Source organism: Shewanella youngdeokensis, assembly GCF_033180165.1.
In the GTDB taxonomy this organism is placed as follows: Bacteria; Pseudomonadota; Gammaproteobacteria; order Enterobacterales; family Shewanellaceae; genus Shewanella; species Shewanella youngdeokensis.
Window position 1 is genome coordinate 1688579 of record NZ_CP136522.1, and the last position, 14500, is coordinate 1703078.

The 14500-nt window shown below is 43.0% G+C and carries 11 protein-coding genes; 6 read left to right on the forward strand and 5 right to left on the reverse strand.

Annotated elements, in window-relative coordinates:
* Window positions 1–82 precede the first annotated feature (82 nt).
* Together RGE70_RS07265 and RGE70_RS07270 are read left to right on the forward strand one after the other, a co-directional pair.
* The gene (locus tag RGE70_RS07265) at window positions 83–1990 is read left to right on the forward strand and encodes an alkyl/aryl-sulfatase (protein ID WP_310470824.1); all 1908 of its coding nucleotides are present in this window, start codon (window positions 83–85) and stop codon (window positions 1988–1990) included.
* 55 nt (window positions 1991–2045) lie between these two features.
* Window positions 2046–2297: a hypothetical protein gene (locus tag RGE70_RS07270; RefSeq protein ID WP_310470825.1), complete on the forward strand. Its 252-nt coding sequence runs from the start codon at window positions 2046–2048 to the stop codon at window positions 2295–2297.
* Window positions 2298–2810: 513 nt separating this feature from the next.
* Here the strand turns inward: RGE70_RS07270 and RGE70_RS07275 are convergent.
* Window positions 2811–3707, reverse strand: coding sequence for a LysR family transcriptional regulator (locus RGE70_RS07275; protein ID WP_310470826.1), 897 nt, complete (start codon window positions 3705–3707; stop codon window positions 2811–2813).
* Between the two features lie 137 nt (window positions 3708–3844).
* Here RGE70_RS07275 and RGE70_RS07280 point away from each other — a divergent pair, with 137 nt between their 5' ends.
* Genes RGE70_RS07280 through RGE70_RS07290 form a run of 3 tightly spaced genes read left to right on the forward strand, consistent with a single transcriptional unit; the run spans window position 3845 to window position 5872 of the window.
* Window positions 3845–4273: a pyridoxamine 5'-phosphate oxidase family protein gene (locus RGE70_RS07280; protein ID WP_310470827.1), complete on the forward strand. Its 429-nt coding sequence runs from the start codon at window positions 3845–3847 to the stop codon at window positions 4271–4273.
* Window positions 4267–5034: a protein-ADP-ribose hydrolase gene (locus RGE70_RS07285; RefSeq protein WP_310470828.1), complete on the forward strand. Its 768-nt coding sequence runs from the start codon at window positions 4267–4269 to the stop codon at window positions 5032–5034. Before RGE70_RS07280 ends, RGE70_RS07285 begins: the two co-directional genes overlap by 7 nt.
* A complete protein-coding gene (locus RGE70_RS07290; RefSeq protein ID WP_310470829.1) occupies window positions 5015–5872 on the forward strand; it encodes a Sir2 family NAD-dependent protein deacetylase in 858 nt (285 codons plus the stop codon). The genes RGE70_RS07285 and RGE70_RS07290 overlap by 20 nt, the downstream gene beginning before the upstream one ends.
* A gap of 72 nt (window positions 5873–5944) precedes the next feature.
* Here RGE70_RS07290 and RGE70_RS07295 read toward each other — a convergent pair whose 3' ends face one another.
* Together RGE70_RS07295 and ylqF are read right to left on the reverse strand one after the other, a co-directional pair.
* Window positions 5945–6328 (reverse strand): nuclear transport factor 2 family protein, encoded by a 384-nt coding sequence (locus tag RGE70_RS07295; protein WP_310470830.1) that lies wholly within the window; start codon window positions 6326–6328, stop codon window positions 5945–5947.
* Window positions 6329–6762: 434 nt separating this feature from the next.
* On the reverse strand, window positions 6763–7701 hold the full coding sequence (gene ylqF, locus RGE70_RS07300; RefSeq protein ID WP_310470831.1) for a ribosome biogenesis GTPase YlqF: 939 nt from the start codon (window positions 7699–7701) through the stop codon (window positions 6763–6765).
* 423 nt (window positions 7702–8124) lie between these two features.
* Between ylqF and RGE70_RS07305 the strand changes: the two genes are divergently transcribed.
* On the forward strand, window positions 8125–9036 hold the full coding sequence (locus RGE70_RS07305; protein WP_310470832.1) for a bifunctional methionine sulfoxide reductase B/A protein: 912 nt from the start codon (window positions 8125–8127) through the stop codon (window positions 9034–9036).
* A 69-nt stretch (window positions 9037–9105) separates the two neighbouring features.
* On the opposite strand, the gene RGE70_RS07310 is transcribed toward RGE70_RS07305, so the two are convergent.
* Both RGE70_RS07310 and rne read right to left on the reverse strand, forming a co-directional pair.
* Window positions 9106–10665 (reverse strand): SulP family inorganic anion transporter, encoded by a 1560-nt coding sequence (locus RGE70_RS07310; RefSeq protein WP_310470833.1) that lies wholly within the window; start codon window positions 10663–10665, stop codon window positions 9106–9108.
* A 128-nt stretch (window positions 10666–10793) separates the two neighbouring features.
* Window positions 10794–14201, reverse strand: coding sequence for a ribonuclease E (gene rne / locus RGE70_RS07315; RefSeq protein ID WP_310470834.1), 3408 nt, complete (start codon window positions 14199–14201; stop codon window positions 10794–10796).
* Window positions 14202–14500 lie beyond the last annotated feature (299 nt).

The following is a 14500-nucleotide window of genomic DNA, read 5'->3' on the forward strand; positions in this document are numbered from 1 at the left end:
TATATCACCCATCTTATAGTTAGAACCCGTATTCTAGCGCCAACTTAAAGTAGTTAACCTAAACAAACTAAGCGTGGTCACTATGAAAAAAACTATTCTTACTTTATCTGTAGCAGGTGCATTGTCTTTTAGCGGACTTGCAATTGCACATGATAATGAAACAAACCGTTATGAAAATGTTGAAGTTAATATCCCAACACTTTCTCATGATTATTTTCTTGGTAAAGATTCAGGTGCTACGCATTACTGGCACGGTTCTACAAAAGACATGAAATGGTCTGCTACTGGCGGCAACGATGCTTTTGATGCTGTGTCTAACAAAGTTCACCCTGAATTGACAGCCCATTCTAAAAAAATGGATAAAGGTATCTTTACTTATAAAGAAAACTTTTACCAAGTATATGGTTACGGTCTAACATCTCCAATGATTGTTGACGGTGACAATGGTCTTTTGATTTTTGATCCAGTTGAATCTGTTGATAAAATGAAAGACGTAATGGATGACTTCCGTAAAATGACTGGTAACACTAAACCTGTTGCTGCGATCATGTACTCACATTGGCATCCAGATCACTACGCTGGTGTGCGTGGTATCGAAGGCGCTGAAAACGCAAAAATTATTGCACATGAAACCTTTATGGCTAACGTTGTAAAAGGTTCTATGGGCGGAACAGGTCCAGCTCTTGGTTTCCGTGTTGATTACTCTCTTGGTACACTTCTTAACGTTGAAGAAGGCGGACGTATCAATGGTGGCTTAGGTCCAGATTTCGAAATTCGCGAGCACAGCTTAATTGCACCAAACACGCTTGTTGAAGGTAAATGGGGTCAATTAGACCTTGAAATTGAAGGCATCAAGATTGAATTCAAACACGTTCCTTCTGAAGCGTCTGATGAAATCACAGCTTACTTCCCAGAGTCTGGCGTATTGTTTGGTTCTGAAGTAATTCAGGGCGAAAGCTTCCCTAACTTGCACACAATTCGTGGTACTCAGTACCGTGACCCAAGTGTTTGGTTCCCAGGTGTAGATATTTTACGTAAATATAACGCTGAAACATTGATGCTTTCACATGGTCGTCCAGTTGTAGGTGCTGAGCATGTTGCTGATACCCTAACGGCTTACCGTGATGCGATTCAGTACACTTATGACCAATCAATTAAAGCGATTAACAACGGCGCGACACAAGAAGATTTGATCCGTCAAATCAAATTGCCAGCACACCTTGTTAACCACCCGTTCTTAGGTGACTTCTACGGTTCAATCCGTCATGCAGCGAAAGAAATCTTCGTTGGTGAAATGGGCTGGTTCGATGGTGACCCAACTACGCTTAACCCAACATACTCTGTAGAAGCTTCACAGCGCTACGTTGCTATGCTTGGCGGCAAAGATAAAATGATGAAGTTTGCTATTGACGCTTGTGATAGCTCTGACTTCCAGTGGTGTGCTGAGCTAGCTACACATGCTATCCGTGTTGACCTTGAAGATATGGAACCAAGACTACTTAAAGCAAAAGCTTTGCGTGAACTAGGTTACCGTGAAACAAACAACAACTGGCGTAACTGGTACCTGACCTCTGCTCAGGAACTAGATGGCACAATCGATTACTCGAAGAAAATTAACCTTCAAGCACCTGACTTGATGGCTGAATTCCAACCAGCACAATTGGTTAATGCACTTCGTTTCGGTCTTAACGCTGAACGTAGCCAAGACAAGCACTTTACTGTAGCGTTTGAGTTCACTGATACAGATGAAACTCACGCAGTTGAAGTTCGTCGCAGTGTTGCTGAATTCCACAAAGATTTCAGCGGTGAAGCTAAAGCGACTGTTAAGCTAACTAAAACTGTATTCCTAGGAATGTTAGTTGGTAAAGTTGACTTCACTAAAGCGGTTAAAGAAGGTTACATCACGCTAGAAGGCGATTCTAAAGCAGTACCTGAGTTCTTCGGTCTGTTTGATAAGCCAAGCGAAAACCCGAGAATCACTTTACGTTAATCGTAAATTAAAGCATGCCACTCAGTAGAGTGGCATGCTCTTTTTTAAGGAAGGTATGATGAAACAAGTTATTGCTTTTATTTGCATGGTTTTTGTTAGTAGTTCAGCATGGTCTTGTGGTGGTGATGTTGATCTGTCGATCCCTCACATACACGATGATGAAGCGTTTATGGACGCGGCTAAACAGTCTAAACATGCGGCTCCTAAAACAATTAGTATTGCAGATATTTTTGGTGGTCAGTTGAGCCAAGAGCATAAAGCTGGACACGGTGCTGAGCACAAAAACGGCCACAGTCACAAGCATTAGTAAAACTTATAAAATCACTGCTGTCACAATGCTAAAAAGGTTTTGAAGATAGCATAAATTGTTGATATCAATGGCTCGTTACCGCTTATTGTTAAAGGGGGTCATTAACGATTGACTTGGTAATATTTAATGCTTGCAATTAGCATTACTGCTCCGCCACAGACCTATCAATGTAACTCTATTACCGCGATGTTTTGTGTCTTAGCCACGAATGTTATTGGCTTATGCTGTTTAAATAGCTATGACAATGACTCGCCTTTGAGCCACATCGATAACTCCGCTACACCTCTTAAGATGTTTCCCCTACAAGTTATAGCTTTAACATTGCTAGTGGCTTACCCCGCTTAGCGCCGCTAATATTCAATATTAAGCCTCAAATTACCTGCCTGCTTAGGCATTAAACTACCTATGACATACTAGTGCATGTTTATCGTCTATTTTGTCATTAAGAAGATCACGTTGCTTATATTAAGTACTTCGTATTAAGTACCTTGCATTGATTTTTGATCATGGCTATTGATTAAGTGGTAGTAGATCTTCTTTTAAAAAGACCGCTAGAAAATCAATAAAAGCCCTGACCCTAGCTTGCTGATAGCTTCGGGATAAATAAACGACCCATAATGCATTGCTGCCGAGTTGGTAGTCAGCCATTACAGGCACCAGTTTTCCTTGGATGATTTGCGGATTAGCTAGATCACATGGCAGTGCTGCAATGCCTAAGCCGAGTAGGGTAGCATTAAGCAATACCGCCAGATCGTTAGCTTTAAGTGTGCCTTTTACGTCAATAGGGTAAGGGTTATCGTTTTTAGAAAAATGCCAACGACTTTGGTCTAAATGTATTAAGCAATTATGGCCTAACAGATGCAGTGGCTCGGTTGGTGTTCCTGCTTGAGCAAGGTATTTTTTGGAGGCACACAGTACAAAACCTATGGTATTTAGCCGTCGAGCGATAAGGTGCTCGTTGGGCTGTGGGCAATAACGCAGTGCGAGATCTAGCCCGTGTTGTGCAAGGTCGTCATGAGTATCCGATAGTTGCAGCTCAAATTTAACTTCAGGGTGCAGCGCATTAAACGCAGTAATGGCATGCAGTAGTAGGTTTTGAGCTAGACCAATAGGCGCTGTAATACGAATAGCACCTTGTAACTTGGTTTTGTTGCGATGAGTGTCCAGTTCTAACGCCGTCATATGGTTGAGAATAGACTCGAAATGGGTCAGCGTTTTTTCGCCTGACTCTGTCAGGCTTAAGCTACGGGTTGTGCGGTGAAGTAACCGAGTTTGTAGCCAGTCTTCTAAGCTTTTTACTTGTCGAGAAACTTGCAATCGAGAATGCCCTAACTGCTCTGCGGCTCGGCTAAAATTCTTGTTATCTACTACCGCTAAAAATGTGCGTATCGCATCAAGTCGATCCATTGTATCTCCACAAGAAACAAACTGTGTCAAAACGGTTAATTTACGCATCAAAAATGATTAAGTAAAGTGATGGTTAACGGTGGCCTCTGTGAAACACGTTGGCTGGTACTAACTTAATTATTTTAAGGTGAATGAGCATGCAGGATTTAATTACAGAGGTTCTTGAATTTGTGCAAGACAGTGAAGTGCAATACTTTGCCACTGTCGGCATGGATGGTAAGCCAAAACTACGCCCCGTGCAGATGATGTTTGTTGAGGGCAATAGCCCCGTATATTGCACGGGAACAGGCAAGTTGATGTATCAAGAGTTGATGCACAATCCACATGTTGAAATTTGCGTATGTGAAGGCCATCGATGGGTGCGGATTAATGGCTGCGTAAAATGGCTGAAAGAGCCGGCCGTTAAACAAAAAGTTATTGAACAGAGCCCTTTAGTCGCCTCGATTTACCACAGTGCTGATAATCCTGAGTTAGCCGCCTTTACGCTAACTTCTGCACAGGCTGTGATGACGGATCTTCGAGACAGCGTTGCGAAGCAAAAACCAAAGGTGGTTACGTTATGTTGAGTCAAACCGAAGCGGTATTGAATCAGTTGCTCGATTTCTTACTCGCCGAGCGAGGAGAACAGCGACCGATAGAGTGGGGGGCGGCGCAAAAGGCTGATGCTTTTCGAGCCTTGTGTAATGTGCGCCCAGCAGCCCCCGCCGAGCAGGCTATGTTAAAACTACAAGATCAGTATTTGCAGCATGAGCTGTCAATTAAAGGAGTGGTGACTGCTGACGAGCTTAACTGGCATGGGGCGGTGGCACTTTGGCAAGGTGATATTACTCGGCTGGCTGTTGACGGTATTGTTAATGCTGGCAACAACGCATTGTTGGGGTGCTTTCAGCCATTGCATCGCTGCATTGATAATGCCATTCATACCTTTGCAGGTGTTCAGCTACGCTGGGCTTGTCAACAAGCCATGAAAGGCGGCCGTTTGGATACCGCAGGGGTGGTGGTAACTGATGCGTTTAATTTACCAAGCAAGAAGGTGCTACACACCGTTGGCCCGATAGTGCGAGGTGGTCAACCGCAAGTTGAGCAGGTTGCCCAATTACGTGATTGTTACCTTAGTAGTCTACAGCAAGCGCAAAAACTAGGGTTACAGACACTCGCCTTTTGTTGCCTTTCTACTGGTGAATATGGATATCCAAAGCAGGCCGCTGCAGAAATTGCGGTATCGACAGTACAATCTTGGTTGAATAAAGAGTGCCGTCAACTGCGAGTCGTTTTTAATGTATTTACTGATGAGGATAAACAAATTTATGAAACACTCCTTAGATAACAAGCAAGATCTAGCACTTACTAAACAGTGGCTTGAACAAGCTGATGCCATTGTGATCGGCGCGGGTGCTGGTTTATCTGCCGCTGCAGGCTTAGTGTATGGCGGAGCGCGTTTTGAGCACCATTTTGCTCAATACAGACGTAAATACGGCTTGACAGATATGTATAGCGCCGGCTTTTTCCCCTTTGCAACACCTGAGCTAAAGTGGGCTTATTGGTCACGCCATATTTTAATTAATCGCTTTGATACGCCGCAGCAGAATGTGTATTCAACTTTGCACAACTTAGTGGCACATAAGCCGCACTTTGTGATCACAACCAATGCTGATGGGCTTTTCGGCGCTGCGGGTTTCGACTCTGGTCATATTTTTACGGTACAAGGTGATTATGGAAAATTGCAATGTGCTACGCCTTGCCATGATGTGTTGTACGATAACGAGGCTCAAATAAGATCAATGGTTGCCGCAAGTGACAATGGTCAGGTTCCGACAGCATTAGTGCCGCAGTGCCCCCGTTGTGGTGGGCCAATGGAAGTGAATATCCGTAAAGATGCGACTTTTGTTCAAGATGACCTTTGGGTGCAACAGTGCAATGAGTATGAACGTTTTATTGAGGACTATGCGGACAAAAAACTAGTCTTGTTGGAGCTTGGGATCGGTTTTAATACGCCGTCGATTATTAAGTTTCCTTTTAATCAAATGACCGAACATTGGCCTCAAACTCACTTAGTCAGAGTTAACTTGCATGAACAAGAAGCGCAGCAGTGGCAGCATGAATCGGCTCGTCATTTAGTGATGGATGCTTCTGATTGGCTTAATGCAATCACTACAGCGGTGTAAATTTAGGCACTATAACGCGATAATACGCCTGATATGTTTCCAGGCGTAATGGCTTCATTTTTTAGATATCGATTAATACATCGTATTACTGTTTTTAGATACGTTTGGTATTTGTTGGATTGAATCCCAATGTTCTACGATTTTACCTTGGTCATCAAAGCGGAAAAAATCCATAGTTATATATTGGTCATTGTCTGGCCATGTTTGGTGTGAGTGAAGTGCGACCAGATCACCCTCGGCTATTGCTCTGACAAATTCGATGCTTTTATCAGGATAGTCACGTGCCATTTCGGTGAAGTAATCGATAAATTCTTGCTTACCGTCACCGACCGCGGGATTGTGCTGAATATATTGTGCTCCAACATACTTTTTCACTGCATCAACGGGATTTCCAAGATAAGCCATTTGATAAAACTCAATGGCATGTTGCTTATTTGCTTGTAGATCATGGGTCATTTAAAGCTCCCTGTTTTACGTGGGGGAAAGCTGAGTTGTAGTACAGTTTTGCTCTACAGCTAAACTCGTAATGTATACCGAGAGTATATATACGGATTTTTGTGTAAAGGCATTGCAATAGTCGATTTTAGGCATAACCGAGAATGTAATGCACATAGTAAGCTGACAAAATGATAGGTCAGGCGTATTTTAGCCGCCTTAATCTCGTTGGTATTAACGATGTAATTTAGTGGGCCGGTTGTTGGCTCATTTTTTATGTTGTGGTAATTCATTGCCAAAAGCATACCCCTATCGCACCTTATAAAAAATATATATAACAAATATAAAAAGGCGTTATAGCAGTAAAGTGGTAAGTTTATTAAGCAATAGGAGGAACGCCATAAATAAAAAAGCGCTTAAAAAGCGCTTTTAATATGTTGATTAATCGAATAAATTTAACTTAATCGTTTGCCTGAGCGCTTCAATCGTTCTTGTTCACGCTTTAGCTCTTCTTTAGCTTCTTTTTCAGCAAGAATTTCTGCAACTTTGGCCTTTTCTTCTATAGCCATTGCTGGAGTTTCAAGTGTTAATTGGCCAATTTTACCAGAGCGGTATTCGTGCAATAGTAATTCAGATACTTTGTGTAAGTCGATTCGGCCGCCAGGGCGGAGTGCGCCGCGTTTACGGCCAATTGCTTCGAGTAGCTCGATGTCTGTATCTGGTAGCTCTTTAAGCTTGTAGCGTGCTTTTATCGCTTCTGGATAGGCTTCTAAAAAGTACTCAGCCGCGAACATCGCCACGTCTTCATATTCTATTGCTGTGTCTTTTATCGCTCCCGTGACAGCGAGTCGATAGCTACTTTTTTCGTTATCGACTTTAGGCCACAAAATACCTGGCGTATCAGATAACACAATGCCGTTGCGTAGGTTAATCCGTTGCTGAGTTTTCGTGACCGCGGGTTCATTTCCGGTTTTGGCAATCGTACGCCCTGCAAGTGTATTGATAATCGTAGATTTACCTACGTTCGGGATCCCCATAATCATGGTACGGATGTCTTTTTCAACTTTGTCTCTGCTCGGAACAAATTTACGACATAAATCCGGGATCTTTTTCACTTGAGAAGCTTGTAACGTGGTAATCGCCATGGCCTTGACGCCTTGCTCTTGCTCTAAGTACTCAATCCATTTTTGGGTCGTTTCTGGATCGGCGAGATCAGACTTGTTGAGTAACTTTATGCAAGGTTTGCCACCACGTAGCTTTTGCACCATCGGGTTTTCACTACTAAAAGGGATCCTTGCATCAAGCACTTCAATCACCAAATCGACTTGAGGCATGACCTCTTCGATCTCCTTTCGTGCTTTGTGCATGTGTCCTGGATACCACTGAATTGCCATATGTGTGCTCTTTCTATCGAATAACTATATTGAGGAGGATTTTACCTTGTTCAGTTCAATTTTAACAAATAAAAAGCGCTTTGAAGGCGGTTTTAACGGTTTAAGCTACCAATATTAGCAATATTAATGGCAAGTGAGGTTACAAAACTGATTGAAAGTGGCTAATCGATCCACTTTAGTTGAATCTTTGCGGGGCTCGTTGTTAGCGTGAGCCAGTGTTTATATGGGTTTATAGTAAACACTGTAATACTTGATAAGCGGCTAACCAATATATCTAGAATTGAATGAAAAATAATGCCATGGTGATAACTAGAATAGTCATTGGGTCCATCGGCGCAAATTAATTTAAGCAGGTGTAAACCACGATAGCTAACTAGACTTTCGGTGACTGTGACGGGAATAGATTGAAACCAGAGAGTGACTATGACGAACCTGACAGATTTTGAAAAATACGTTATTGAGCAAAAAGGCACAGAAAGGCCTTTTAGTGGAGAGTATGTCAACCATGATGCTGAGGGCATTTATTGTTGTAAAAAATGCAATGCTCCCTTGTATCGCTCTGAGTCTAAATTTAATGCCCATTGTGGATGGCCAGCATTTGACGATGAAATTAAGGCAGCAGTTAAGCGTAATATTGATGCTGACGGTGAACGGATTGAAATTGTGTGCGCACACTGTGAAGGACATTTGGGTCATGTGTTTGAAGGGGAGTTTTTAACACCAAAAAACATTCGGCATTGTGTTAATTCTATATCGCTGATTTTTAAACCTACAAATGTCATACCAGGCCTTTCATATGATTTAGCTACGTTTGGCGGTGGTTGTTTTTGGTGCACTGAAGCTGTGTTTTCAGCTTTAGCAGGGGTAAAAACCGTGGTGCCTGGTTATGCTGGCGGTACTGCTGAAGATGCAAACTATAAGGCGGTATGCAATGGCACAACGGCGCATGTAGAGGTGGTGCAAGTGCAGTTTGACCCGAATATTATCAGTTACGAGTCGCTGTTAGCGGTGTTTTGGCAAAGCCATGATCCAACAACGTTGGATCGGCAAGGCAATGACATTGGTCCACAATATCGCTCAGTTGTGTTCATTCATAATGAAAAGCAAGCCGAGGCAGCTAATAACATGCTCGTTGAGTTATCTAATGCTGGAATTTGGCAGGGCAGAATTGTAACAGAAGTGACAGCTCTCAATCATTTTTATCCAGCAGAAAATTACCATAAAGACTACTTTGAGCATCATGGTGAACAACCTTATTGCCAGATAGTTATAAAACCGAAAGTGGATAAAGTAAAAGCACTATTTGCTAAGTTACTTAAAAATGACCCTATATAATGTAGTGAGCGCGAATACAAAAAAGACGAGCTATTGAGCTCGTCTTTTTGTTGAAGCTGGGCTTAAGCCTTATGAATCAAGTTTATCATCGCCAATTTTGTAACTTGGATCTTCAATTAAGTTTACTTCAACCAAGTCACCAGCTTTATGTAATAACTTTTTACAGTCATTACTTAAGTGGCGTAGGTGTAATGTCTTACCTGCGCTGACGTAACGCTCTGCTAAAGTATCAATCGCATCAAGTGCTGAGTGATCACATACTCGTGAGTTTTGGAAGTCCACAATTACATCATTTGGGTCTGTTTTAGCATGAAACAGTTCTAAAAACTCGGCAACAGAACCAAAAAACAGAGGTCCATTAAGCTTGTAGATTTTTCTGCCATTATCATCTTCACAAATATCAACGTTGATGTGCTTTGCATGTTCCCAAGCAAATACAAGCGCAGAGACAATCACACCAACAAATACGGCAAACGCAAGGTCGGTAAATACAGTTACTACGGTCACAAGAATAATCACAAATGCGTCATGCTTAGGTACTTTGCGCATCACCTTAAAGCTTGCCCATTCAAATGTGCCTAACACAACCATGAACATCACGCCGACAAGCGCCGCTAATGGGATCATTTCGATTAATGATGAACCAAATAAGATAAAAGCAAGTAGCGCTACCGCTGCTGCTATACCAGATAGACGACCACGGCCACCAGAGTTAATGTTGATCATTGATTGACCAATCATCGCACAGCCACCCATTGCACCAAAGAAGCCACTAGTGATGTTACCTACGCCTTGGCCAATACATTCTTTATTACCACGGCCACGAGTGCCAGTCATTTCGTCGATAACAGTCAATGTTAATAGTGACTCAATCAGGCCTACAGCAGCTAAAATTAGCGAGTAAGGTAATATGATATAAAGTGTTTCTAAACTAAACTCAACCGCAGGGATTGAGAAAGTGGGTAAATTTCCGGCAATTGTTGCAGATTCATCACCACTCATCGCTTTTAGAAAATCAAGTACGGTGCGAGTATCCAGGTTTAAGAAGGTAACCAATAATGTCACGGTTAAAATTGCAGCTAGTGATGATGGGATTGCTGTGGTCAGTTTAGGTAAAAACTGAATAATGGCCATTGTTAATGCAACAAGGCCTAACATTAATAGCATTTGATCTTGTGGTAACCAGTTCATTACGCCATTGGCGTCTGGAGTTTTAAATTGACCTAGCTGAGCTAAGAAAATGACAATTGCTAAGCCATTCACAAAGCCTATCATGACTGGGTAAGGTACGATTCGAATAAATTTACCGAGCTTAAGTAAGCCTGCCGAGACCTGTATTAGACCAGCCAGCACAACTGCAGCAAATAGGTACTGAACGCCGTGTTCTGCGACAAGTGCGACCATCACAACGGCCATTGCACCGGTAGCACCTGAAATCATACCTGGACGACCGCCAATAAGTGCAGTGATCAACCCCATAATAAAGGCTGCGTATAAACCGACCATTGGTTCTACACCAGCTACGAATGCAAAAGCAACCGCTTCTGGTACTAGAGCGAGGGCTACAGTTAAGCCCGAAAGTAAGTCTGCCCGCGAACTGGCAGTTTTGTGACGAATAAGATCGAACATTGAGCCTCTGTTAACAATTTGTAGGATAAGAATAAGTAACGGGCGCGAATATTATCAAAATTCGCGTCGCTTTCAAATAAAAAAGCCATGCTCTTAAGCATGGCTTTTGCGCTTAGCAACAGTATAGGTTATGTACGGGACATATCCGAATTAGCGCTATTGGCAACTCTAGATTTTACTTCGTCAGATTGCTCAGAGGCTTCATATTGGCGACCGGTTGGTGTCGCGATACTTTCTCTTGCATTGACAACTGGCTTAGTTGTTTCAGACATTACCATTGAACCAAAACGACTTGCAGGCTTCGCTGCCGGCTTAGTTTGCGTGGTAACGGGCTTAGCGACAACTTCAGCTTCTTTAGTTTCAGCAGGTTTGATTGCTGCAGGTTTTGCCATTGGCGCTGATGCAGCTTTCGCTGCAACTGCAGGTTTAGCTTCAACTGCAGGTTTAGCTTCAACTGCAGGTTTAGCTTCAACAGCAGGTTTAGCTTCAACGACAGGTTTAGCTTCAACGACTGGTTTAGCTTTAACGACTGGTTTAGCTTCAACGACAGGTTTAGCTTCAACGACTGGTTTAGCTTCAACGACTGGTTTAGCTTCAACGACTGGTTTAGCTTCAACGACTGGTTTAGCTTCAACGACTGGTTTAGCTTCAACGGCTGGTTTAGCTTCAACAGCAGGTTTAGCTTCAACAGCAGGTTTAGCTTCAACAGCAGGTTTAGCTTCAACAGCAGGTTTAGCTTCAACTACAGGTTTAGCTTCAACGACTGGTTTAGCTTCAACAGCAGGTTTAGCTTCAACGACTGGTTTAGCTTCAACGGCTGGTTTAGCTTCAACAGCAGGTTTAGCTTCAACTACAGGTTTAGCTTCAACAGCAGGTTTAGCTTCAACAGCAGGTTTAGCTTCAACTACAGGTTTAGCTTCAGCTGCAGGTTTAGCTTCAACGACTGGTTTAGTTTCAGCTGCTGGCTTATACACTGGTGATGTGTTCATCGCAGACGAACTCGCCATCGAGTTTGCTTTACCTTTTACTGGTGCAGTTTGTGTCGTTTCGGTTTCCGCTTTCACTTCTACAGTCGGAGTATCAATTTTTGGCTCACTTACTGTGGTAGCTGCAACTTCAACAGACTGAACTTGCTCTGTTGGCTCATATGGAGCGTTAGGTGTAAATGCTGCTGGCTCAGAGCTGTTTCCATCAGTTGGCTGCTCTTCGTCACGACGACGACGTTGTCCCGCGGCACGAAGATGGCGTGGACTACGACGGCTTCTACGTTGACCTTCGCGAGGCTCACGTGACTTGTCTTCTTTCGGCGTAGAAACTTCAGCTGTTTGAGTTGCTTCAGCAGTAACCGCTGTATTTGTTTCAACAACAGCCGTGTTATCAGTTGTCTCTACTGATTCTACTTTCGCTCTTGGTTTACGCTTTGGACGAGCAGGCTTATCTTCGACAGATTTTTTTGTCTGCTCAACAACTTCAGCATTTGCGGCGGTTGCTTTTGTTTCATTTTTCTCGTTATTGACACGCACTTTTCGACGCATGTTACGACGTTGACGACGTTCACGTGCAGCTTCCTGCTTCGGCTCTGCGGCCTCAGTGTTTGTTTTAGCCTGCTTGCTTGGCTTTTCTACACGTTGTTGGCGTTTGTCGTCTTGTTTTGAACGTGTATCAGCGTCATTGCGAGTGTTTTTAGTACGCTTGTCGCCAGTTTGTTCTTTATCGTTACGACCTTCATTGCGGTTGCGACGAGACTCATTACGGCGTGGGTTATTACGACGTGCATTATTACGAGTTTGACTGTTACGGTTAGTCTTCTCTGGCTGTTTAGTCTCTGTTTTAGCTTCTTCACTACTGCTAAATAGTGAGCTAATTGCCGCTGCAATTTTTGCAAATAACCCAGGTTCAGATGCTTTTGCTGCTACAGGTTTGCTTTCTGTTGGTGCTGCGGATTTAGGAGTTGCAAAGCCTTTTAGTGCCGGTTTTGGCGGCGCAGCTCTTTCAAGTTTACGAGGTTCGTATAGCTTAGTCTCTTCTTGCTCAAGCAGCTTATAGCTAGACTCACTGATTTGATCATCTTTGCGATGACGCACTACGCGGTAGTCTGGAGTGGTCATGTTTGGATCTGGGATCACATACACTTCAACATTGTGGCGTTGTTCGGTGATTCGAATAGCTTTGCGCTTTTCGTTCAACAGGAACGCTGCAACATCAACCGGCACAATCGCTTCAATTTGCAATGTGTTCTCTTTAATGGCTTCTTCTTCCATTAAACGTAAGATTGATAGTGCTAATGACTCGGTACCACGAATGGTGCCTTGGCCGTGACAGCGTGGACAAAGATGCGCGGCAGATTCTTCTAAAGAAGGGCGTAAACGTTGACGTGACATTTCCATCAAACCAAAGCGAGAAATGCGACCTAACTGAACACGTGCTCTGTCGTGATGTACGGCGTCTTGCATACGCTTTTCAACTTCACGTTGATGGCGTACAGGTGTCATATCGATGAAATCGATAACGACTAAACCACCTAAATCACGTAGACGTAATTGACGTGCAATTTCATCTGCTGCTTCTAAGTTAGTATTTAGTGCTGTCTCTTCAATATCACCGCCTTTTGTAGCGCGAGCGGAGTTAATATCAATAGAGGTTAATGCTTCTGTTGGATCGATAACAATTGAACCACCAGACGGTAAACGCACTTCACGTTGGAACGCTGACTCAATTTGCGTTTCAATTTGGTAGTGTGTAAATAGTGGTACTTCAGCATCGTAACGTTTAATACGCTCGACAAAGTCAGGACGTACTAATGATACATGCTCTTTAGCTTCTTCATAAATACGTGGGTGGTCGATTAATATTTCGCCTACATCACGACGCAAGTAATCACGGATCGCACGTACAATAACGTTACTTTCCTGATGGATTAAGAACGGTGCAGGTGCGCTCTCAGCTGCTTCTTTAATTGCAGCCCAGTGATGTTGTAATACTTTAAGATCCCATTTTAATTCAGCAGGGTCTTTACCAACACCGGCTGTACGGACAATAAGGCCCATACCTTGTGGAACATCAAGTTCAGAAAGTGCGGCTTTAAGCTCAGTACGTTCGTCACCCTCAATACGGCGAGAAATACCGCCCGCACGTGGGTTATTTGGCATTAATACTAAGTAAGAACCAGCAAGACTGATAAAGGTTGTTAGAGCTGCGCCTTTATTACCGCGCTCTTCTTTATCAATTTGGATGATGACTTCTTGTCCTTCCTTAACCACTTCCTTAATGTTAGGGCGGCCTTGGAAAGAGTAACCTTTAGGGAAATATTCGCGAGCAATTTCTTTTAAAGGCAGGAAGCCATGGCGATCAGCTCCGTAGTCAACAAAAGCTGCTTCTAAAGACGGCTCTACACGAGTAATCGTCCCTTTATAGATATTGGCTTTCTTTTGTTCGTGACCTGGGCTTTCTATATCTAGATCATATAATTGTTGCCCATCAACTAGGGCTACGCGCAACTCTTCAGATTGAGTTGCATTGATTAACATCCGTTTCATGATGACGTAATTCTTCTTTATAAGGGTCATCAAACGATACTTCTTTCATTGCATTACGGGCCTAGGATTAAAAAACAAAACCTCACGGTCAGTCTCTAGGCAAGGTGCGCATTGCTGTTAGACGCATTCTCTGCGTGTCGCATCCTATTTATGGCTTATTTTTTAATGTTTACAAAAACAAGGAATTCGTTGTAAAACGTCAACCAACCCCATAAATTCTTAAATACTTTCCAGTAATGCCAATTCGAAATGGTAGCGTCTGACGACAAGCTAAAATTATTATTCGAAATTGGGGCGTT

Coding starts and splice junctions, on each gene's coding strand:
- RGE70_RS07265 (WP_310470824.1), top strand. CDS start 83: ATGAAAAAAACTATTCTTACTTTATCTGTAGCAGGTGCATTGTCTTTT.
- RGE70_RS07270 (WP_310470825.1), top strand. CDS start 2,046: ATGATGAAACAAGTTATTGCTTTTATTTGCATGGTTTTTGTTAGTAGT.
- RGE70_RS07275 (WP_310470826.1), bottom strand. CDS start 3,707: ATGGATCGACTTGATGCGATACGCACATTTTTAGCGGTAGTAGATAAC.
- RGE70_RS07280 (WP_310470827.1), top strand. CDS start 3,845: ATGCAGGATTTAATTACAGAGGTTCTTGAATTTGTGCAAGACAGTGAA.
- RGE70_RS07285 (WP_310470828.1), top strand. CDS start 4,267: ATGTTGAGTCAAACCGAAGCGGTATTGAATCAGTTGCTCGATTTCTTA.
- RGE70_RS07290 (WP_310470829.1), top strand. CDS start 5,015: ATGAAACACTCCTTAGATAACAAGCAAGATCTAGCACTTACTAAACAG.
- RGE70_RS07295 (WP_310470830.1), bottom strand. CDS start 6,328: ATGACCCATGATCTACAAGCAAATAAGCAACATGCCATTGAGTTTTAT.
- ylqF (WP_310470831.1), bottom strand. CDS start 7,701: ATGGCAATTCAGTGGTATCCAGGACACATGCACAAAGCACGAAAGGAG.
- RGE70_RS07305 (WP_310470832.1), top strand. CDS start 8,125: ATGACGAACCTGACAGATTTTGAAAAATACGTTATTGAGCAAAAAGGC.
- RGE70_RS07310 (WP_310470833.1), bottom strand. CDS start 10,665: ATGTTCGATCTTATTCGTCACAAAACTGCCAGTTCGCGGGCAGACTTA.
- rne (WP_310470834.1), bottom strand. CDS start 14,201: ATGAAACGGATGTTAATCAATGCAACTCAATCTGAAGAGTTGCGCGTA.